This window comes from Paenisporosarcina sp. HGH0030, assembly GCF_000411295.1.
Lineage (GTDB): Bacteria > Bacillota > Bacilli > Bacillales_A > Planococcaceae > Paenisporosarcina.
This window is the reverse complement of the sequence record NZ_KE150421.1, coordinates 2,245,685-2,265,050: the sequence shown is the minus strand read 5'-3', so window position 1 is coordinate 2,265,050 and position 19,366 is coordinate 2,245,685. Positions and strand designations below refer to the sequence as shown.

Below are 19,366 nucleotides of genomic sequence, written 5' to 3'. Positions count from 1 at the left end.
ATGACGGTCTGATGCCAATCGAGTAAATGCCTATACATAAAATAATGAAGATATTAATATTGAACTACCTATTGTTTCTCCTTCGCTCGCTCTTTTTGAGCTGCGTCATACCGGGCACGCATCCGCCAACTTTGGATGAACGAAATCAAATAATACATCCCGACGTAAAGAACAACAAACAAAGCGATATCCAAAACAAATTTGAAAAGGGATTCCCAAACAAATTGACCGTCACTGAACAATTTGTATTGGAAAAATGGTAATAGTAAATACGTGAAGTTACTAATGAGCCACGCTGAAATGAATGCGGCAACTGCTTTCCAAAAAGTCATTAATGATCACCATCCTTTATAAGGATATAAAGTTGAAACAACATGATTCGGAATATCTTTAAGCACAAATTGTGAAAAACGGTCTGTGGAGTCATTTTTTTTAAATCATTTGGATCCCAGAGAACTGAAAGTACCAGGGACTATGTCCATTTATAACCGTCTCATTCTATTTCCTTGTGATATTTCAATGTGTACTTGATGGGTGGTCCCGCCGTCTAAACCGTTTCCTCGAGAAATAGCCAATTCTGTTTCAATACGGACTACTTTTGTTTCGTGCCCTTGAAGGGAAACGGTGTAAGGAGCATTTTCATTCATCAAAGGAACCACCTTGAATCTCTCTTCGAAAAGCGGTTCGTCACCAAATCGAACATCAAAAGTCACTTCATCGTCACTAAAATTTTCAAACGGTAAATCACACATGACACTCAATCTCTTGTCATCCATTTTCTTGAATTCACATACACTCTCATCCAACTCATAGTCAATCGCGTAAATACCCGAAGCGAGTGTGTTTTGATAGACATTGATTAAGAAAAAAGGCAATAAAAAGTAGAGAAGAATCGCTAAAATCACCAGTCGAGCCCGATATTTTTCCAAGGAAGTCCCAAACAGATAGATACCAACTACCAAAATGACAAGCAAGACGAGCCCACCAAACTTGAACCCATCCATATCCTGAATGGGAATGTTCATGACTGACGCTTTACCTGCGGCAAAAGGTTTCTCATGCGGAAAAGGGAAATTGAGCAGCATGACGAATACCATCAAGCCAATCCCCACGATCAGTCTTTTTTTGTTTCGGACGATTACTCGATTATCCTTCATCATTGAGCCATTTCTTCTTCCACTTCTTCTTTATTTGTTTTCTTCGGCAAACTTTTAACCAAACTTACAATCACCCACGTAATTAATACAGAACTAATCAATAGCACAATCGCATTCGGAAGGGCTTTATCATACAGTTCTGAGCTTTCCATAATGCCCCACTTTGGCCAAGTCGGTGCGACATACATCCAGATCACGGCAATCGAATTATTGATAATGTGCATTAAAATCGGAATCAATAAATTGCGTGTTTTCAAATACAACAAGGAAGCGATCACTCCAAAGATAAATGCCCCGACAACATCTGCATGCAACAGGCCAAACAGAATACTGGAAATGAGGATTCCGCCCCACATCGACGTTTTCTTCATCATGCGATGCAACAAAACGCCACGGAAGATAAACTCCTCAGCAATGGGACCAATAATGGCTATGCTGACAAGTGAAATCACTAAATAAATCGGGTTTTCCGGCATCGGAATGGGCTCCAACAGAAAATCCACAAACCCAGGAAAAATAGGATACAAGGCAAACAATTGAAGCCAAAATACACTTATTGAAAACGCAATGGAAATCGCAACAAATCCAAATAAACGAGGTAGCCATTCAACGGTTCCTTCCTTGAATACCACTTCACGTACAGATTGACCTTGTTTTCGGAAATGATATCGGAAGAACAGAAGGGGTGCTGCTATATACAAAATCAGCGTAATTCCTGCTTCCACAAAATTATCACTGTATGGAAGGAAAATAGCCCCAATCCCAAATACCACCATCAACAAAATAGTCAAACCAAACAAATGACGCGTCTTCATCTCTTCAAACATTCGCTCAACCCCAATCAAATTCTACTTACTTATACGCAACTGGGAGGAAATGGTTTCGAATTATTGAGAAACTCCTACTGGCTGCGATAATACATCTCTTTTTCGTCTATCGGAGTATATGCTTCTTGCAAGATACATGATGATGAGAATCAACAATAATAAACTGACCACGAGAAACGTGCTTTTCAGGACAACGTTCACATATAAATCATCCGTGCTGACTAAGAAAAGGGTTTCTATCCATGAAGGAAAGAAGAATTCTTGAAATAAAGTGAAGCCGTTATGTACGATGTGAATCAAGATCGGAATGAATAAATTTTTTGTCTTCAAATAAATCAGTGAGGCAAGGATGCCAAAGATGAAAGTAGCTAGCATCTTTTCGGCTTGCATATGGATTGCTGCAAAAGCCAAACTCGAAATCAAGATACCGGCCCACATATTCGTTTTCTTGATGAGGCGGTTCAACAAAAGTCCCCGAAAAACGAATTCTTCTGCGATTGGTCCCGTAACCGTCGTCACCACCATGGAGACAATCAAAAATAGGACAGTTTCATTAGAGGGTTCAACGATAAATGGGTCTAATTGAAAGAAAGAATCTTCTATCACTAAATAAACCCAAAACGTTGTAAGTGAAAATGTATTGAAAATAAGCGCAATTGCTAGCACCGATAAGAATGAAGTATCCACATTTTTGTCTGAAACAACAGTCCGGAGTGGAGATTTATACCGATAAAAGTAATAGCCAAAGAACAGCAACGCAACCAATTCAAAAGAAACGAAATCTGAAATAATGCGTTTGTAGTTTTCAGGAATGTCATACAAGGATAAAATCCATTCCACTGCGAGAGCAAAGACAATCATTAAGACAACAAAAATCCGGATTTTCATTTCTTTAAACATCCAATTCCTCCTCGCAAGAGTAAACCTGATTGTATTCAGAAGCATCCAAAATCTCTTCTGTTTGCCCCCACATGGACAATTTGATTTTCAGATAAAAGGTTTTATCATTTGAACGAACATAAACCGCATAGTAGCCATCTTCTTCTCCATATATGTTAGCTCGGATATTGTTTAGGCAGTCGCCTCCATAAGTCTCTTCTATAAACGCAACGGACAATTCCTTCGCTTTCCATTCATAAAGAAGACCCTGCAAGCTGAAAATGAATCCCACAATAGAAATTATAAGAAATGCTATCGCAATACGTTTTTTCACCCGAACACCATCCTTATATATATATTTCGAAATTTCCTTATATGATTTATTCTAACATTTATTTACAGTTAAAAATTGAAAAAAACCATCAATTGCTCTGTAATGGCCATGGATGGTTTTTTGTCTTTTATTAGCTGCGCCGATACTTCTGTACAAAGGGAAGAATGAGTGAAGAAATAATTCCTAATGACACTACTAATAAAAAAGCGTAGCCATAAGCTAAATGCCACTGCCCCCCTAAATAGAAACCAAAAAAGTACATCGGTAGAACAAGCACTACTGCTGTTACAATTCTTGAAAGGAAAGTAATTCGGTGTTCAGTGCCGCATTGGCTGCATTGAATTGGTTTATACATAAAGATATTTGATTTAAATATTTTGCCCCAGCTGAATCGATGATGGCATTTGACGCATTTCTGTAACCCCATGTCTTTTCCCTCCTCAATCAACCTGATAACTTCTTTTTTTCTAATAAGCAAATGGGGGAGAAATGGTTTCTGTTTACTTATAAATAAAAATTATTGACACTTTTAACTTAAAAGTTAATAATTCATTCAAGAGGTGATGAATTTTGGAATTCAATTCACAAGATTTTGGTGAACGATTGAAAGAAATACGCATTCAACACGGGCTTTCTATGTTGGCACTTGGGAAAGACATCGGTACTTCCGCTAGCCGCATCAAGAGTTGGGAAAGCGGTGAGAGTGTCCCTTCTGCAAACTGGATTGTGGCGATAGCTGAACGATTCAACATTTCAACTGATTTATTACTAATAAATAGTCCTTTAAAGCAATTGGAATGGTCAGAAGAAATGTACAAAATAAGCGAATCAGCCACAACTTTTAATTTCGTGAGTGAACCTGAAGAGCAAGTCTACTCTCAGTTAAACTCCTCAGCCAGTTCAAGTAGAACAGACGTTGAATGGGAAGACATCATGAACGGGACATCATCTCAAGATGACCTTTCTATAGAAGATTTATTTCCAGGGAAATCACAAAAACAACGATACCTGGACCAACTAACATCCCTATATTCTAAACTCACCACACAGGATTTAATGGAACTGTATACATTGGCGGAAGTGAAAGCAAGGAATAAACGATGATCAAACGAGTCGAATTTACAGTAGAAGTCACAAAACCAAATATTGTAGCACCTTCATCCTACAATCCAAATCCAGGACTAGGCTTAACAAAGCACAATCAATTGGAAAAGGTGCTGGGAAGCCTTACTCTCAACTACAAATAAAAGAGGGCTGGACCTTCAAAGGGGAATCCTTTTGTGAGGGAATGGGTGGATACGGAAAAGTGGAAGGCTGGAACATCGAAGATACCGACCAAGTCGAACCGATGAGTCTAGTTCAAGGAGATGGTTCGCCCTTCTCATACTTGCAAGGGGCAATGCTATACCGTGACATCGACGAATTCGGTCGTTTCTGGCACAGCACACAATGGGGAGTGGAAGAGTGTTGGATCAACATCTTGCCATGGAAAAAGGGATTATCCCTTACGAAGATGAAGAACTTGAAGAGGACCGATGGGCATTCACAGGAAAGAAACCTGTGAACTGGAATCCTAGCTATATCGAGAAAAAATGCGCTTGGGAATGTATCTCTAAGCGCATTTTTTTGACTGTCTTTATTTACTAAAGCATCCGTTAGTTCAATAAGGTATTTATGCGTATCATGGTCCTAAAGAGAATATGAATTTAACTTTTAGATCAAAGACTGTTCAATCTTTTAAATAAATAATAATGGTCAAAACCTTCTGGATAGTTTTCAAGTTTACCTAAAACTTCATAACCAAGTTTTTTATAAAAATCAGGGGCTTGAAAACTATAAGTCTCCAATCTAATTAAATTACACCCTTTTTCTATAGCTACTTTCTCTGCTTCCTTCATTAACTCTTTTCCTTGACCTTGTCCGCGTAACACGTCATCAATCCAAAGAATCTCAATGTGAAAGCATTTCCAATCTATATTCCCTAATATTCCACCTAATATGTTGTGATTGTCATCTTTAATAATAATATTTATTTTTTCTTCTTCAGTATAAGCAACTTGTTTCTTATTGTAATTGATTAGACTTTCTCTAACATATAATGCTTCCTTTTTATCATATCCAACATGAAGTTTTAAGTTTTCCATCTGTAATATTACCTCCTATAAACCAATTAATTAGTGTTCATAATTCAATTGTATCACCGTTTAACAAGCTATCACAGACAATAAAAAAGCGCTAGATTATGCTGCGAATTATGGTCCGGAATGCATCAGAAAAAGCCAACAGATCACTGTTGACTTGAATAAGGATAATTTAGTTTATTAGTTTATGTAATTCATTACCTTAGATTATACTAATTAAAACCCCAATTCTTTTCCCCTTTTTTAGACATTTCGGTTTATCCCATCGGTTATTTCAGCTAATATTTGCAGATTTCCTTCTTCTAATATAGTTCTTAGGTCCCTCTCAAAACCCCATTTGTCAATAATATTGTATGACTATACAATTCAACTAATCCTTCCTATTTATTTACCTCATCTAGAGAACTTACTACCATTAGGAGCTTCCTCAGAAATAGAACCAAACCTTTAAGGAGGTGAAGACAAGCTCTGATTCTAGCAGTCTACTTCTTTCAGTAATCTTTTTGGGACTGAATAACTTCTTATTTTTACCTCACCATGATTTTTCTCAGCTTAGAATTATCCGCTAATTACCTTATGGAATAGGAGAATGTAAATGAAAAAGCTAACCATGAAGACGCTTCTAGTTGGATCGATTGCCGCTTCTATGCTATCAGGCTCCATTTTTCAAGTGAACGCACTTGGAGCATCTAGGAATGGGACGGTATTGGATAAATCAACTGTTGCAATGAGTAATAATGGGACCGGTGATCACGTAATTACGCTCATTACTGGTGATGTCGTAAAAGTTTCTACCCTTAAAAACGGGAAATATATCATCAATGTAGAGCCAGCTAATGAGGATGGGGATGGAGTCAGGGTCCTGACCTTTGGTGAGGATACTTTCGTATTCCCGAACTCTACCATGCCTTACCTGGCAGCAGGAAAACTCGATAAGGACTTATTTAATATTACGAAATTGATTGAATATGGGTATGATGACAAGAATCAGGCAGGATTGCCGGTTATCGTCGAATACGAAGAGACAAAGGCTAGATCTTTCTCCAAAAACATTGCTCCAAAAGGAGCGAAGAAGGTTCGGGATTTGGAAAGTATTAATGGTGCCGCACTTACTACCGACAAAATGAAAGCGGATACATTCTGGGAAGATGTCACAGTTCAAAGGGACAATAAAGAACCTGAAAAATCATCACTCTTTAAATATGGAGTAGAAAAAATTTGGCTGGATGGCCGTGTAGAAGCAGCCCTTCATCAAAGTGTCCCTCAAATTGGAGCACACACAGCATGGGGAGCAGGCTTTACAGGTGAAGGCGTCAAGGTTGCCGTGCTTGACTCTGGAATTGACCCTGGCCACCCGGACCTTGTCGATCAATTGGACGAAGCGGTGAGCTTTGTACCTGGCGAAGAAGTGAATGACGGAAATGGTCACGGAACACACGTTGCCTCCACTGTGCTTGGAACAGGTGCAGCTGATGGAAGATCCAAAGGCGTTGCTCCTGATGCACGCTTACTGGTAGGGAAAGTATTGAGTGATCAAGGATTTGGACAAGATTCTTGGATTATTGATGGAATGGAATGGGCATCTGAGAATGCAAAGATTGTCAATATGAGTCTTGGAACCAGCGAGCCAGGTGATGGCAAAGACCCTATGTCTCAAGCTGTAAATAGACTTAGTGAAGAGAATGGAACACTATTTGTTATCGCTGCCGGTAATAATGGAGCAGAGGGTTCTATCGGCTCTCCTGGTGCTGCAGATTCCGCTTTAACTATCGGGGCTGTGGACAAATCGGATCGGCTTGCATGGTTCTCTTCAATGGGGCCTCGCTATGGCGATATGGGTCTAAAACCTGACTTATCTGCTCCTGGTGTAGGGATTGTTGCAGCCCGTTCCCAATTTACATCTGGCAGTGGATATTACTCTAGAAAAGATGGTACATCCATGGCTTCACCACATGTCGCAGGTGCAGCAGCTATCCTTGCCGAAAAACATCCGGAATGGGACGGAAAAGCTTTAAAAGAAGCATTAATGAACACAACAACGAAGCTTGAAGGTTACCAGCCTTATCAGGTGGGAACAGGACGGGTTGATATAGCTGCAGCCTTGGGAACACAGCTGAGAGCAACTAGCTCCGTATCATTCGGCTTCTTTAAATGGCCGAATGATCAAGCAGCCCCTGTTGAAAAAGTTGTTACCTATACAAATGATAGTGCCGAGGACATCACAATAGAGTTGGAAGCAACATTTACAAATGCAAAGGGTAAAGAAGCTCCATCTGGTATGTTAAACCTTTCTGAAAATACCATCACTGTTCCAGCCAATGGCACAGCGGACGTGAACGTAACACTTGATCCGACACTTGGCGAAACAGGTTCTCGTTATCAAGGATACTTAACAGCAAAAGCAAACGGAGAAGCTGTTGTACACACAACTATGGCGATGGTCAAGGAAGAGGAACGTTATACTCTTACACTAAATGCAACTGACCGTGACGGCTCTGCTGGACTGGCATATGTGGCAATATCCAGCGAGAAAATGGAGCCATTTGTTTATGCTGTCAATGGTTCATCAGAACTTCGCCTGCCGCCAGGCACCTATTCAGCCATGTCCCTAATGGATGTGGACGTGAACACAGACCACGCTGGTGTAGCCCTTGTAGGTGACCCGGAAGTGGAACTGAACGGACCAAAAACAGTGGAACTCGATGCAAGAAAAGCAAAAGAAATATCTGTAGAGGTACCGAAGAAAACAGAGGCAAATTACCAACGTATGGAATATCACCGAACAATTGGTGATATGCCCCTGACTAGTCTCTATTTGATGCCGGTTTGGATTGATAAGATGTACGCTGTTCCAACAAAAGAAGTCAAAACCGGATATTTTGAGCAGCTCACTCGCTGGCGTTTAACAAAACCATTTCTGACCATTAACTTTAATGGAAAGGAACTGGATGATATTCCATTGGCTGGAAGTACATTGTTGGATGGAAAGTATAACTTATCCACGGTCTATGCTGGAAAAGGCAGTTCAGCTGACTTCGACCGCCTAAAAGCAAAAGGTAAAGCTGTTGTGGTCGATCGAAATGATGAAGTAACCCCTTCTCAACAAGCTGCTGTTGCTGCTGCTGCCGGGGCAAAGCTACTGATCATCGTCAACAATGAGGATAAAGAATTTAGTAAATATGCTGGTACTCCAGAGTACACAGACAACCCGATTGCCGTTGCTAGTATCAGCAAAAAAGAAGGCGACAAGCTTGTAAAAGCTGTACGTTCAGGAGATGTAAAACTGCAAGTAGAAGGAACAATCGATTCTCCATATGTATATGATCTTATGGATGTCCATAAAGGTTCTATACCAAAGGATTTAACCTATGCACCGAAGAATAAAGACCTAGCGACAATCGACAGTCGCTACAATTCCCACATTGAAACAGCAGGTGGAGAATTCCGATACGACTTGCGTCCGCATACATTTGGGGCTGTAGGCTTCCTGAAAAAGATATCATTACCAAGAGCCCGCACTGAGTATGTTTCGGCAATAGAGGACACAGGCTGGTATCACGAGGCAACTGTCTTAGATTCGAAATGGCAGATCCGTCAGCCATTGGCCACTTACACAAAAGGACAAAAATTAACAGAGAACTGGTTCTCTCCAGTTGTCCGTCCAAGCTTGGGTGAAGGTTACTGGGCTCCTGAGCGCCAAGGCAATCATCTAATGATCAATGTTCCTGCTTGGGCCGATGCAGGAACAGGAAACACAGGCGGTATTAACGATTATAATATATCTGTAAAAAATCAGACATCTAAATTGTACAAGGGTGATACATTAGTGAAGGAAGGTAAAAGCCAAGCGCTCTATGCAACAGATGTCGCACCAAAAGAACGTACGCAATTCCGTTTTGTTACGGACGCAAAACGTGACGCAGATCGCTGGAATACGTCGGTCCGCACTCATACTGAATGGACCTTCTGGACGGAAGCATCAGAGGATTGGAGATACGATCTTCCATTCCTAACTCTGGATTACAAGGTGGACACCGATGTAAATGGGGATGCATTGGCAAACCGTCCTACTAACCTTGAGCTGTCTGTCGGTAAAGTGGAAGGTGCAGTAGGATACGGAAACGTGAAGGATGCCATTCTGGAAGTTTCATTCAATGAAGGCGAATCGTGGAAAAAAGTGAAGCTTACAAAAGATGGCGACGCTTATGCCGCAACCATCCAAAATCCGATAAACGCAAAATCCGTTTCACTCAGAGCAAGCGCTTGGGATGATGAAGGAAACAAAATTACCCAAGAGATCATCAAGGCTTACGGATTAAGATAATTTTAGTGGAAGATGCCTGCTTTATATAGAGAAAGCAGGCGTCTTTTCTTTTGGTTAGTGAGGTGTGACCCGATGTGAAAAAGATAAATGATTAGGATTGTTAGAATAGGATATTTTGAGCACCCCATCCTAGCTCAGAAGGAAGCACAAACATTCTTTTCACCCCCGAACGATGCAAAAAACATAAAAATAGAGCGTTTTTTCCTCTTTACAAGTCCATTTTCTGACCAAAACTTAAAGCTTCAGCCATAAAAACGTAACCTCTCCATCAAACAAACTGATTATTTCTTCTGAACTTCTCCACAATTGCTCCAGCATAACGATTAGCATTGACCATATCATTGTTGGACATGTAGTAGTCAAATAATTTTACCGCATAAAACTCTTTCGCCATTACATAGCCCATTTTGTCAAAGTGGGGAAATGCCTTGTTCTCCAGATAGTGATAATACTGGTCATCCTCACCTAGAATGGAGTGATAATGCATCGTAAAGAGATGATGAAAGGTGGCGGCCGAAAAATTCCTGCATAACACGAGTCCCTCTTCTACAAGCTTTAGAAGCTTTTCCTTTGGCGTCTTCCCTTCTTTCGTCAAAGCGTTTATGTACCCCTCCAGCGAGGCGACATACTTGGGCTCCGAGGATTTGCGTGCATCCATCGACTTTTTGTAATATTCAGCAGCCTGCTTGAAATAGCCGTGCATCAAATTCAGATAGCCGAGGTTATGATGCAGCATCGCTTTTTGATGATCGAGCCCATAATCCCCTGTCATATCTATCAATCTATGATATTCACTGCTTAGAAAACGGTAATCCTTCGATTGCTCGAGCTGGATGAGCATCAGCATTTCAGCTTTAATGATACGGGAGAAGCTGCGAATTTTGGTGAAGAAGGCCAGTGCCTTATTCGCATTGAAAAAAGCTAGGACGCGAGAATTGAGCGAACTATAGGCAACAGCCAAGTCGTAATAATATTCCTGATTGGAGTATTGCTCCAGACTGATTTGACCTAGAAAAGAGATGGCACTGACATAGTCATACTTCACGGTCAGATGGAAAATCCCCTTTATGTGCAACAACATATTTTCCTCATAATTAGATAAACCTGTCCAAACATCCATCTCCTCTATTAGAGCCTGCGCTGATGTGAACTCGCTAATAGACAAGTAGTATCTGGTGAGCACAAGGGTGTAGGATCGATAAAAATCCTGAATATATAAAAGGTTAATTCCATCAAGCTGCCTTTTTATACTATCCGCCTTTGTCTGCAGTTCCTTCACAATGGCATCATGCCACTCCTTTAATAAGGATTCCACCCTCCTGTAATTTAACACTTCCCTTTCCATATCAATTCCTAGTCTTTGAGATAATAATAGAATAGTTTCATCCGATACTTCTGTAAGCCCCCGTTCTATTTTACTGATATGAGTACTGGAGGAAATTCCTTCCCCTAGGTCCTTTTGCTTCATTTCTTGTTGTTCGCGATAGAATTTGATTATCTTTCCTTCCAGCATGATTCCCATCCCCTAAGCGTCTCCATCCCAATCTATTAACACAATTTGATTAGGATTAGGTCCACTAAATTTTGTATATATAGAAATGTTTTCATGTGCCATTATAGTCCATCCATGTGAAATTGCATGAGTTTGTGTGTTCAAATTAAATGCTCCTTAAGCCATGACGGCATCTTTTTCTATTTAGTTTTTCTCCTTTTTCAATTCTCTATTAAAGGGGGATAGTCCTTCTTTAACTTAACTTGCATTATTAGTTGATGAAGAAACTTAGGACAACGTTTTAGCATTGAAGTAGTATATGTAGTAGGCTCTATATTTTTATTTTTATCGTTTATTATTCTTTTTCAACCGGAAAATCTTTAGTTTTAAAGATTACAGCATTTAGCAATAACTTCGGTAGCGATATACAACCATAAATTGACAGGAAAAAGCCAACAGTATCTGTTGGCTTTTTTTAATATATCAACATTTTCACTCTTATTTCCTTTTTTCCATTCAGTTTTTCTGCTCATTTCTTCAACAAAACTGCCCCGTTAGTTTAATAAGAAAAAATGCTTTACTCCTACTTGAAGTAAAGCACCCGTTAGTAAAAAAATATATTGCTTTAGTTAAAGACTTTTTATATATTTCGTAACATTCCCTATACAGCAACTTCCTTGAGGATTATTTACCTCACACCCGCATCTGTCTGCTTTTACATTTACTCGAATGTGTTCTAAAGGTTTAGGAGAAAGTTCTTGTTCTTCATATTTCTTAATTTTCTCTTTTGTCCAACTAAAGCAATAGCAAACTGGTACTGTGGGAGAATCATCTTTTTGATGCACAGATACCTTTACTTCTGACTTAAGGTACAATTTTTTCTCTGTATCAAAATAGACAACATCACAATCTTTCGTTGAACAAAAGTAATGAGTCAAACTCGGATTCAAAGAATCTAAAACTGATGGTTTAAGCATTGATTTCAACGTAATAATTTTCAACTTTTTCCCTTTGGTATTACAAGATGGACAAAACTCAGTATCATTACTTTCAGTAATTTGTTCTTTTGAAGCACAACAATCAGTCATTTCTACACCTTCCCTTTTAGCTCTCTGAACCAAATGCATCCTAATGCAACAAATAATCCGATCCAAGTTTATGCGCTGCACTTTTTAAAAAATCAAATCAGCTGTGTCTACTTTCGTTGTCTTTTTTTGACTGTCGGTAATTTTAATTTTCATGGGAGTTGAAGATAGGAAGGACATAACCACATTTCCAGTAATCTTCATGTTGTTCAGATTTCTTTATAAACATTATGCTGAAAATTCCTCTTTTAACTTTACTCCGTAATACCGCATTGCTTTCAAATTTCCTTCGTATTCAAATATTTCTAGTTCGATTAAACAACGCAAGCGGTATTCGAGCCATTCGTCCCCTGTATATTGCTCCATCTGCCCTAAAACTTCGCCAATAACACGTGCAGCCTTTATAAAACCAGGGTATTCAAGTTCTTCATTTAGTCTCTTTGCACAAGTAATGATTAAGTCATCATCTCTGGTTAGCACATTATAATGCCATAATTGGTGGTCTGCCCATGTGCGAAGTAAAGATTGGTCATTATTAAGAAGGTTCTTTCCTTCTTCGCATAAACTTGTTCGTCTAATGTCTTTTAGGGGATGTTGCTTATATTGCTCATAAAAACAGGATAATTTCTCACTCGGAAGTTCGCCAGTTGCTTTCGGGTAATCTTCTTCATATGGATGCAAATCATACAATTTATGAAACGCCGTATAAGTATTTATTACAAAGATTGTGTTCAACTTTCCTTTTAGCAGTGCAAGGACTATCCGTAAGCCTGTTTGTTCGTGTGCATTATTACAAGTCCAAATAACAATATCCTGAACTTGTGGAATGGCTTTGATTCTATCCACTGAATCAATCATTCTTAGCATAGCAACATCACGCTCATTGCCCTCATCCCGGTAACGCTCTTTAAACCAGTGAAAACGTGCCTGCATTCCTTCTTTTGTATGTATATTTTTCACTGGACCAACAGATAAAATATCTGGTAATACAATGATTTCCTCTGTCTTTTCATAAGGTGTATTTCGAAACGCAGCACGTAAGCTCCCAGCTGGTGATTCACCAAATATAATATGTACCGTTTGTGCTTGAATCTTATCTATTTTCTTATTTCCATCCGTCATTAACGTTCTCTGCAATTCTTCTATCTTCCTCAATATCCGCACCCCTGTACTTTAGAGTAACTAGCCCTTCACTTGCTTACTCAATTTATTTTATCTTCTTCTAAAATTTTTTCTCAAACCTTCTTATTGAAGTAAAACATCAGAATAAGACTTCAGTTAGATTTATTTGCTTTTAAAAAATTCACCATTTCAATAAATGCTTTTTCTGTGGATTCTAAATTATATTTTGGAGAGTAAGGATCACTAAATCCGTGTTGTCCGGAATATTTATGTACCTCGATATTCTTTTTATCTAAAATTGATATTAACTCATCTACATTAAATGATGGTTCTTCATGCGGAAAGAAAAGCATAGTAGGACATCGAGGAGATATTTCCTCATAATTCCTAATACGCGAACCATAGTATCCAACTATTCCATCGACACACTCTTCTTCACTACACAACCAGGAAACAGTTGCCCCTATGCTAAATCCAATGATAAATATTTTTTTATAGTTGTTTTTAGCTTCTGATAATATATCTCTTATTTTATTTGAAGCGTCAGCGAAACCTATGTTCTCCATAAAATTACGATAAGCAACTTCCTCCTGAGAATAATCAAAAGGTGTTTCTCGTTTTAATAAATTTGGGCAAATGACATCAAAACAATCTTCGGATATAATTTCACAAAAACTCTTCATATGTTGGTTGATACCATAAATTTCGTGTATCACAATGATTAGAGTATCAGACTTATTTTGGATTTTAATCATTCTGTACCTCCCTCGGTAGTTAATACCACTTCTGTAATGTGTTTATCAACACCCCCATTAGTTCATCAAGAAAATAGGCTGCTTAAAGCAGCCAGATGATCTTTAACTAAAGCACCCGTTAGTTGGATAAGCCAGTGTTTTACTCTTGATTGTGAAACTCTACCCATACTTTATATCTATTAGGTTCATCTTCTGATGTAAAAACTCTTAGTTCTCTTGCAGTAGCTAATCTAAAAGCCATTGCACAAGCAATTTTATAATCCGTTGTAATATAACCATTAAAGTTTCTACCATAAATTTCATTCACCAATGAATCTGCCCATACATCAGCTTCAAGCATTGTTTCAAAAACTATATCTTCAACTAACCAATTAATATTCACAGAATTTCACTTCCTCATATTTCAATCCGTAATATATATACTTATTGGACGAACCTGCCCCGTTTTAGTTCAATAAGAAAAAATGCTTTACTTCTACTTGAAGTAAAGCACCCGTTAGTTTAAGCGTAATTTTTCACAATATTTCAGTGAAGAATAGAAATTCTCATTTATTTCTACTTCACAAAAAATGCGATAATACCTATAACAATACACAGAATCCCACCCAAAAATTGCCCTAATCCTGAAGCTTCTCCCATTAGTATAAAATTGAATAAGTTTTTAGTTTTTCGATTTTTTCCAAATAAACCATCGTCTGTTTTCATACGATAAAGACCCCAAACCGTTAAAACTATCCCAAAAATAAATAATATAAATATCATTTTCATTCCTCCGTTGTTTGTTTAATAAGTGTATCTTAATGAAATGGATTATTTGTCATCCTCATCGAAAATAAAAGTTTCTTCAATTGATAAATTAAAAACTGAAGCTATTTTATACGCAAGTAGCACAGATGGATTATACTTTTGTTTTTCTAATGAGATGATTGTTCTAGAAGATACACTTACTTTATCAGCTAATTCTTGTTGCGTTATTCCATATTCTATTCGGAATTCTTTTACTCTATTTTTCATAAATCCTCCAATTTAAAGGGAAAGATTGTAATACTTTCTAGAGCCACTTTCACTAATTATTAATGACACTAAGATAACAAATAATGCAGTATTTGTTGGGATAACTACATAATTAGTTAAAAACATAAGAATAAAAACTTCGCACATCAGAATATACAAGGAAAAGCGAGCAACTTTTCCATCAATTAAAGCATCTCTTTCGTCATATTCCTTTGCTAATTCCTTTTCTAGTGATATATTCTTACGGGATTTAATGTAAGAAATTGTTGAGTACAACAAAATTATTCCACCTAAGAATACTATGATATAGCCAAAATTAAATCTTCCTGATGTATCGAAAATTATTTGAATGATTCCCAATATAATTAGCAAAGTTGAGACTACAAAACGCTGTATGAATAGATTTTTCAATTATACCTCTCCTAACCAACTTATTCTCCTGAAGTGAAGTTAACTTCATGTGAAGTTAATTTCATATTAACCCATTTCAAAACAAATATCAATCAGTAAATAATGATTTTAAAATGACGGACATGGAGTCGGAAGTGATCGATTATTTAATGAAAACAATCGATGGTTCATCAATGATGGGCTGTCGTACAGTAATCACAGGATTAAGATCGGATGTCGTACGAAAAATGCTGTCTCTTGGCATCAAATTCGATAAAGACACCAAAACATTCGGGACGTTACAACAAGCATTGAATATCTATTTAGTCAGTCCGGTTAACGTGGAAGCGAAACCATTACCGTATTAAGGAACGAGCTGAGCGAAGGAACATTTCGCACAGCTCTTTTTTAGGAAATTATTGGCTTATGGCGATTGTTTTGGTTAAATCAAAAGAGGAGTAAAAAGAATTTAAAGGAAGAATGGGATTAAAGCATATCGATATCGCCAGCCAGGATAAAAAGGGGATACAATGAATGAAAAAAATAATGGTAATTGGTATATCAGCAGGAGCAGGGAAGTCAACATTTGCCCGGAAATTAGGGGAAGCCTGGAACCTCCCCGTTTTTCATTTAGATACGCTATTTTGGAAGCCAAACTGGGTGGAAGCGTCTTTGGAGGAATTTTCAAATGCCCAACAGGAAATCGTTACTCAAGATCAATGGATCATGGAAGGGAATTACAGCAATACATTCGACATTAGAGCAGCGCATGCCGATACCATCATCTATTTGGAACTTCCACTTCACGTGTGTCTCTACCGGGTCGTGAAGCGTTCTCTGATGAACCTGGGGAAAACCCGGCAGGATTTGGGGGAGGGGTGTAAGGACAAACTCGAATGGGCATTCATTAAGTTTATCCTCACGACTTATTATCCAAGGAAGCGAAAGATGGACGAGCGTCTTCAAAGCTTCCAAGCAATAGGGCCGGCCAAGAAAGTAATCACATTGAAGAGTAAAAAAGAAATTCAATCATATTTAGAAAAAGTATGCGGCTATGCGCATCCGTAACGCCTTTACTAATGGAATACTGCACTTTTGGATTACGAAAGAATGGTCACTCAATTTACAAAGAAGAAGCAGCTGAAGATGCAATTTCAGCTGCTCTTCACTTTCTGACAAAGAAACCAGCTCCTCTGAAAATCCAAAATTAGTGATTTCCCCTAATAAGGTTCTTCTGGAAGGGGTATTAGAATATCCTTTAATGATAAGACTGAATATTCAATCAGTATCAAACGAAGCTAAAGCGTTTCACATTACCGATGGGAAAGGGAGTGGAGAACGATGGAATGGTCCTACTGGAAAGTCATTATGAGATACGGCCACGTGGGCTTACGGAAAGAAGTAAGCGTAGCACGACACTTAATCAAGCCTGCAGATTTCACCTTACTGGATGTCATGATAGACGCCCAACACATGCCAGGAGTAAAAGCAAAGGGCATTTTATCGGCACGACGCATTACACAGGAAGCCTATATAATTGGGAGTCGGGAAGAAGCCGAGAATTTCTATTTGCAAAAGTTAAAAACGTTTAGTCGAATGAGCAGTTGAGCAAACTTCTAAGAAAAGGTAAGAGTTTCTGCCTAGCTATGGTAGCGCCTGGCTGCACCAGTACCGAGTGTATGAAAGAGGGACGATTGAAGTGACCATGTCACTTAATCGTCCCTCTTTTTCGTACTGGAAATTTACGAGTACAGCTGTCGCTCCCCAAGAACCTTTATTCACTAGTATCGGTCTTGGTGACGAAAGAAGGAACACTTACTCAATAAAAAGGAAGCAGCCAAGATGCAATTTCGGCTACTCTGTTATTTAATATCACTATATCTGCATTCCATTATTTTCAATCCAAAGTTGCGATTAAATAAGTTATGATAGAATTTGTGCTTTTTTAACGTAGATAATCAGGAGTGTAGAAAATGACTAATAAAATACCAACAAATAACCTATTAATTACCCATCCCCATCTAGCAAAAGAATGGAACACAGAAAAGAACGATGCTTTAAAACCTGAACATGTAACTCCTGGTTCGGGTAAGAAGGTTTGGTGGATTTGTTCAAAGAATCATGAATGGAATACATATGTTTACAATAGAGCAAGAAATAAATCTGGATGCCCATCTTGTGCGAAAGAAAAGTTTCTGGAAGTTAAAAAAAATTATAGGCCACCATTTGAAAAGACGATTGCATTTTTAAAACCAAAGCTTGTGAACGAATGGAATTTTGAAAAAAATGGAGACAGAGGACCCGATACTTATACAGAAGGTTCAAATATAAAAGTATGGTGGAAGTGTGCTGAAGGGCATGAATGGGAAGCCGCTATTTGTGATAGAAAGAAGACGAACTGTCCTTACTGTTCTGGTCAGAGAGTGAGTAGGGAGAAGTCTTTCGGATCCTTACATCCGCAGCTTTTACAAGAATGGCACCCAGAAAAAAACATGGGAAAATCAGCTTTTGACTTTATGCCAAATACGCATCAAAAAGCGTGGTTTCTTTGTGAGAATAATCACGAATGGGAAGCCTATATTTTTAATCGTACAAAAGGAAAAGGTTGTCCTTTTTGTTCTGGCCATAAGGCAACAGATGAAACCTCTCTCCTAGCCGCAAATCCTCAGCTTTGTGAAGAATGGAATAGTGAGAAAAATGGTGATAAAATTCCCAATGACTTTAAACCTTTCTCAAACGAAAAAGTATGGTGGCGTTGTTCAAAAGGCCACGAATGGGAGGCTGCTATTTCAAGTCGCCATGACGGAAGAGGTTGCCCTGATTGTTCGAGAAACTCCCAGACTTCCTTCCCTGAACAGGCAATCTTTTTTTATATGAAGAAACTCTTTCCAGAGACAGAAAACCGGAAAAAATTAGACTTTCTGGCTAATAACGCGGAAGCTGACATTTTTGTTGATTCACTGAGTCTCGCAATCGAATATGATGGATACCATCATATGAATGAATTAGAGAGAGATGAGAGAAAAAATGCCTTGATGAAGGAAAATAACATTCAACTCATTAGGGTTCGCCAGTTTGTTGGCGACAGGAAATTGCCGATTATTGAGAATAGTGATTCCTTTGTAATTGAGCATGATTACAACCATAAGAAAGGGTTAGATAAATGCATCGGAGAAATCCTTGCTTACCTTAATGAAAAATATTCCTTGGATGTAGCCAGTGTGGATGTTGACTCGAACAGAGATCGCGGAGAAATTCTTAAACAAATGAATGAAAATGAACGAAATCTCGAAATGCTATTTCCCCTAGTATCCGAAGAATGGCATCCAACTAAGAATAATGCACTTATGCCAAACCAAGTATCTCCATTTTCCCATCTGAAAGTTTGGTGGAAGTGCGAAAAAAATGACAAACATGAATGGGAAGCGACGATTGCCAATCGTGCCAATGGCAGAAAATGTCCTTACTGTTTAAACAGGAAAATAAATGAAACTAATTCTCTTATGGCTTTAGCACCTCAAATGGGTAAACAGTGGCATCCCACAAAGAATGGAGCTTTAAATCCGAATGAAATAGCCTTGAACTATGGAAAAAAGGTCTGGTGGCTATGTGAAAGGGGACATGAGTGGGAAACGACCCCTAATAACCGTGTAAACAGCAGTAACAACAGCAGATGTCCTCTTTGTTATAAGGAGGAAAGAAAATCATCAGTGTAACAGTATTATTTATTTGGCTCTTTGTTAATATGTAATCCTGTAACGGTTTGCTTGTTGTTCATTAAATCCTAAAACCTTCATGCAAATACAACACTAAAAAACCACTTCATCAGATGAATGATGAAGTGGT

Annotated in this window: 23 protein-coding genes; 8 read left to right on the top strand and 15 right to left on the bottom strand. The window is 38.4% G+C overall.

Going from position 1 to position 19,366, the window contains the following annotated elements:
- Positions 1–68 precede the first annotated feature (68 nt).
- From HMPREF1210_RS10770 to HMPREF1210_RS10745, 6 genes are all read right to left on the bottom strand, one after another.
- Positions 69–332, bottom strand: a complete 264-nt coding sequence (locus HMPREF1210_RS10770; RefSeq protein ID WP_016428714.1) for a hypothetical protein — start codon at positions 330–332, stop codon at positions 69–71.
- A gap of 150 nt (positions 333–482) precedes the next feature.
- Positions 483–1,160, bottom strand: coding sequence for a hypothetical protein (locus tag HMPREF1210_RS10765; protein WP_051123204.1), 678 nt, complete (start codon positions 1,158–1,160; stop codon positions 483–485).
- The gene (locus HMPREF1210_RS10760) at positions 1,157–1,984 is read right to left on the bottom strand and encodes a CPBP family intramembrane glutamic endopeptidase (RefSeq protein ID WP_036659560.1); all 828 of its coding nucleotides are present in this window, start codon (positions 1,982–1,984) and stop codon (positions 1,157–1,159) included. Before HMPREF1210_RS10760 ends, HMPREF1210_RS10765 begins: the two co-directional genes overlap by 4 nt.
- Positions 1,985–2,044: 60 nt before the next feature.
- Positions 2,045–2,884 carry a CPBP family intramembrane glutamic endopeptidase gene (locus HMPREF1210_RS10755; RefSeq protein ID WP_016428711.1) on the bottom strand — a complete coding sequence of 280 codons (840 nt, stop codon included), beginning with the start codon at positions 2,882–2,884 and terminating at the stop codon, positions 2,045–2,047.
- The gene (locus tag HMPREF1210_RS10750) at positions 2,877–3,197 is read right to left on the bottom strand and encodes a hypothetical protein (protein WP_016428710.1); all 321 of its coding nucleotides are present in this window, start codon (positions 3,195–3,197) and stop codon (positions 2,877–2,879) included. The genes HMPREF1210_RS10755 and HMPREF1210_RS10750 overlap by 8 nt, the downstream gene beginning before the upstream one ends.
- A gap of 130 nt (positions 3,198–3,327) precedes the next feature.
- A complete protein-coding gene (locus tag HMPREF1210_RS10745) occupies positions 3,328–3,624 on the bottom strand; it encodes a TIGR04104 family putative zinc finger protein (protein WP_016428709.1) in 297 nt (98 codons plus the stop codon).
- A 143-nt stretch (positions 3,625–3,767) separates the two neighbouring features.
- Between HMPREF1210_RS10745 and HMPREF1210_RS17375 the strand changes: the two genes are divergently transcribed.
- From HMPREF1210_RS17375 to HMPREF1210_RS10735, 3 genes are read left to right on the top strand one after another with little or no spacing between them, the layout of a single operon-like run.
- On the top strand, positions 3,768–4,301 hold the full coding sequence (locus tag HMPREF1210_RS17375) for a helix-turn-helix domain-containing protein (RefSeq protein ID WP_016428708.1): 534 nt from the start codon (positions 3,768–3,770) through the stop codon (positions 4,299–4,301).
- The gene (locus HMPREF1210_RS18075; RefSeq protein ID WP_016428707.1) at positions 4,298–4,444 is read left to right on the top strand and encodes a hypothetical protein; all 147 of its coding nucleotides are present in this window, start codon (positions 4,298–4,300) and stop codon (positions 4,442–4,444) included. Before HMPREF1210_RS17375 ends, HMPREF1210_RS18075 begins: the two co-directional genes overlap by 4 nt.
- Positions 4,445–4,503: 59 nt before the next feature.
- A complete protein-coding gene (locus HMPREF1210_RS10735) occupies positions 4,504–4,761 on the top strand; it encodes a hypothetical protein (protein WP_147640310.1) in 258 nt (85 codons plus the stop codon).
- 154 nt (positions 4,762–4,915) lie between these two features.
- Here HMPREF1210_RS10735 and HMPREF1210_RS10730 read toward each other — a convergent pair whose 3' ends face one another.
- Positions 4,916–5,341, bottom strand: a complete 426-nt coding sequence (locus HMPREF1210_RS10730) for an N-acetyltransferase (RefSeq protein WP_016428705.1) — start codon at positions 5,339–5,341, stop codon at positions 4,916–4,918.
- A gap of 592 nt (positions 5,342–5,933) precedes the next feature.
- Here HMPREF1210_RS10730 and HMPREF1210_RS10725 point away from each other — a divergent pair.
- Entirely contained in the window at positions 5,934–9,662 is a 3,729-nt protein-coding gene (locus tag HMPREF1210_RS10725) for a S8 family serine peptidase (RefSeq protein WP_016428704.1), read from the top strand.
- Positions 9,663–9,930: 268 nt separating this feature from the next.
- Here HMPREF1210_RS10725 and HMPREF1210_RS10720 read toward each other — a convergent pair whose 3' ends face one another.
- The 8 genes from HMPREF1210_RS10720 to HMPREF1210_RS10685 all read right to left on the bottom strand — a co-directional run bounded on the left by HMPREF1210_RS10720 (position 9,931) and on the right by HMPREF1210_RS10685 (position 15,541).
- Entirely contained in the window at positions 9,931–11,175 is a 1,245-nt protein-coding gene (locus HMPREF1210_RS10720; protein ID WP_036659556.1) for a helix-turn-helix domain-containing protein, read from the bottom strand.
- Positions 11,176–11,783: 608 nt separating this feature from the next.
- Positions 11,784–12,242 carry a copper chaperone Copz family protein gene (locus HMPREF1210_RS10715; RefSeq protein ID WP_036659554.1) on the bottom strand — a complete coding sequence of 153 codons (459 nt, stop codon included), beginning with the start codon at positions 12,240–12,242 and terminating at the stop codon, positions 11,784–11,786.
- 225 nt (positions 12,243–12,467) lie between these two features.
- On the bottom strand, positions 12,468–13,394 hold the full coding sequence (locus tag HMPREF1210_RS10710) for a DUF1835 domain-containing protein (RefSeq protein WP_147640309.1): 927 nt from the start codon (positions 13,392–13,394) through the stop codon (positions 12,468–12,470).
- 119 nt (positions 13,395–13,513) lie between these two features.
- A complete protein-coding gene (locus HMPREF1210_RS10705; RefSeq protein ID WP_016428700.1) occupies positions 13,514–14,116 on the bottom strand; it encodes a dienelactone hydrolase family protein in 603 nt (200 codons plus the stop codon).
- Positions 14,117–14,255: 139 nt separating this feature from the next.
- A complete protein-coding gene (locus HMPREF1210_RS10700) occupies positions 14,256–14,498 on the bottom strand; it encodes a hypothetical protein (RefSeq protein ID WP_016428699.1) in 243 nt (80 codons plus the stop codon).
- 173 nt (positions 14,499–14,671) lie between these two features.
- On the bottom strand, positions 14,672–14,878 hold the full coding sequence (locus tag HMPREF1210_RS10695; protein ID WP_016428698.1) for a hypothetical protein: 207 nt from the start codon (positions 14,876–14,878) through the stop codon (positions 14,672–14,674).
- 48 nt (positions 14,879–14,926) lie between these two features.
- Positions 14,927–15,130, bottom strand: coding sequence for a helix-turn-helix transcriptional regulator (locus HMPREF1210_RS10690; protein WP_016428697.1), 204 nt, complete (start codon positions 15,128–15,130; stop codon positions 14,927–14,929).
- 12 nt (positions 15,131–15,142) lie between these two features.
- Positions 15,143–15,541 (bottom strand): hypothetical protein, encoded by a 399-nt coding sequence (locus tag HMPREF1210_RS10685; protein ID WP_016428696.1) that lies wholly within the window; start codon positions 15,539–15,541, stop codon positions 15,143–15,145.
- A gap of 134 nt (positions 15,542–15,675) precedes the next feature.
- On the opposite strand from HMPREF1210_RS10685, the gene HMPREF1210_RS10680 reads away from it, so the two are divergent.
- The 4 genes from HMPREF1210_RS10680 (at position 15,676) to HMPREF1210_RS10665 (ending at position 19,236) form a co-directional block, all read left to right on the top strand.
- Entirely contained in the window at positions 15,676–15,888 is a 213-nt protein-coding gene (locus HMPREF1210_RS10680) for a hypothetical protein (RefSeq protein ID WP_016428695.1), read from the top strand.
- Positions 15,889–16,054: 166 nt separating this feature from the next.
- Positions 16,055–16,588, top strand: a complete 534-nt coding sequence (locus tag HMPREF1210_RS10675) for a hypothetical protein (protein ID WP_016428694.1) — start codon at positions 16,055–16,057, stop codon at positions 16,586–16,588.
- A gap of 273 nt (positions 16,589–16,861) precedes the next feature.
- On the top strand, positions 16,862–17,128 hold the full coding sequence (locus HMPREF1210_RS10670) for a hypothetical protein (RefSeq protein ID WP_016428693.1): 267 nt from the start codon (positions 16,862–16,864) through the stop codon (positions 17,126–17,128).
- Between the two features lie 365 nt (positions 17,129–17,493).
- Positions 17,494–19,236 carry a zinc-ribbon domain-containing protein gene (locus HMPREF1210_RS10665; protein ID WP_016428692.1) on the top strand — a complete coding sequence of 581 codons (1,743 nt, stop codon included), beginning with the start codon at positions 17,494–17,496 and terminating at the stop codon, positions 19,234–19,236.
- Positions 19,237–19,366: the final 130 nt, after the last annotated feature.